The organism is Chitinimonas violaceus (assembly GCF_052601015.1).
The window spans coordinates 1-2,058 of record NZ_JBQXDJ010000154.1 but is presented as its reverse complement, the minus strand read 5'-3'; the positions used below and the strand labels follow the sequence as shown (position 1 = coordinate 2,058).

At 44.6% G+C, this 2,058-nt stretch carries 1 protein-coding gene; it reads right to left on the bottom strand.

Annotation, left to right across the window (positions count from 1 at the left end; translation table 11 throughout):
• Positions 1 to 450: 450 nt before the first annotated feature.
• Positions 451 to 1,617 (bottom strand): hypothetical protein, encoded by a 1,167-nt coding sequence (locus ACUHMQ_RS20525; RefSeq protein WP_445297306.1) that lies wholly within the window; start codon positions 1,615 to 1,617, stop codon positions 451 to 453.
• Positions 1,618 to 2,058 lie beyond the last annotated feature (441 nt).

The following is a 2,058-nucleotide window of genomic DNA, read 5'->3' as shown; positions in this document are numbered from 1 at the left end:
TTGGATCTGGTTCTACAATCACGAACGCCCTAACATGGCCTTGGGCGGTATTACCCCAATACAGCGGCTGGCCATGGTCGCATAGCGCTACTTCTGACTCCCCTTAAAAATGGGGGGATTACCGCAGGAACCGCAGCCTGATTGCTGCCTGCGGATTCAATATTTTTCGATGATGACTCGGCTGGGCGAACGGCCTGTGTCATGAATACAGATAACAACCACGAAAAGATGGCTTTACTAGTTTTTTCACTCGTTAAGGCCAGGACTACTTGCTATCACGGGGCCTGTGCTTATTGCTGCACAGCATATCCATTAAATGCAGCCCTAAGCGATAAAAGGCAATCTTAGTTGCAATTAATGCAAGCTTTAGAGGGGGCTGTGTGTAATGAATCCTGGCCAGAAATCGCCTTGAACGCAGGCCCGGCCAGTTTCGTTTGTAAGTCGCTACAACTAGGGTAATCCAAATTGTGTCTTCAACTCACTAATCGCAGCCTTGTTGAAGTGAATCTGCGGATCGACTAATTCCGTTTCTTTTTTGAAATAAGCACCAACGCCACCAATTATGCCTTTACCTTGTGGATCAAATTTAGTACTAACTGCCAATTTAGCACCTGCATTCAGATATGTCGGGTTTAAAAATTGATCCTCTACCTTTATTGCAGAAGGAAAGTCAAAGAAATAGGTTGTCTGGCTATCTAATCCACAGTGGGCATCATACACGCTTACCTCTACCTTACCCTCTCCTCGGGCAGGCCCCATCACTGCGCACTTCCCGCTTTCCAAATTGTAGACCTCCACTTTTTCGTCGCTGGTTAGCTTGAGGCCAACACCGACCGGCCCATTTATCTGGTCCCTTATACAAAGCAGCGCTTCTTTAGCATTGAATTCAGTCCGGAACTTTGTCCCACTTAACAGCATATTGGCTGGCAGCACAACATGCGTTCTTAAGCCCTTTGCGCCATTTGAAAATTTAACATCACTTAATGAATCTACTAATTTTGCACCAGAAGGTAGTAGTCCATTTTTACTTGCCCCGGTACTGAAATATAAGCTGTCTTTCATCAGCTTTCCAGTCAGATCAAACTCTTCCAACCTGAATCTATAAGTTGGAAAGCCATCATGATATCTATCTATATGGGTTAACCATTCAGGTGAGGTTTTGTTGTTAGCATACAGGTTTCCAATCGCCCTCGTGCCCAAATACTGTATTTCACGTAATTCTCTATGGGATAAATCCATGTCAGTAAAGGATACATCTGGGGATAGTATTGTTCTAAGGAACTCAGGCGTTTGAGTGGGGCTATCTCCTTTCGAAGCATCATCAGAAATCAGCAGTTGCTCCTTGTCTTTCTCTTTAACGGACGTTTTGAGTACGCTGGTACTACCTAACTCATTTGGATTGGTAATGCCTGTTATTTCTGAACCAGCATAACCAACACGTAAACTATATATGTCACCTTCCAATAACCACTGTTCGGTATTTTTAGTTGGTGTTGGTACAGAAGGTGGAGTCTGCGTTGTGGTTTTAATTGGCTGATCACCACTGCCACCACCACATGCGGTTAACGCTAAGCAAAGAAACAGGTTTGCAATAATTAAAGACTTCTCTTGAAGCATGATAAATGTTTTAAATGAAGACAATAGTGCCAAGTATCAAGTTTAAGCATTATGATGACACTAATTTGTTGTATGTTATTAGGAGCCTAATACTACTAGGTATAGGCAATGGATCGACTATTATATTTGAAATTTCCGAATGCCTGCATTAAGGAATTCCTCTAAGGTTTAATCCGTACACACTTTATTGGCCAAAATACTAAAATTAATGCTGTTATTTTAAAGTTCCAATAATTCCCCTGTGGCAGGATGCCGGCCCTTTTGCCCAGGAGATCCAACAATTGCCACTCGCCCCCCCTGCCAACCCGCCCCCCGATACCGCCGCCAGCGCAATCGGCTGCCTCAATATCCTGCTGCAATTCCTGCGCTTACCCGCCAATAGCGAACAGCTGCAACGCGAACTGGCTGGCCAGCCCGTTGACGGTGCACTGTTGGTACGGC

Coding starts and splice junctions, on each gene's coding strand:
- ACUHMQ_RS20525 (WP_445297306.1), bottom strand. CDS start 1,617: ATGCTTCAAGAGAAGTCTTTAATTATTGCAAACCTGTTTCTTTGCTTA.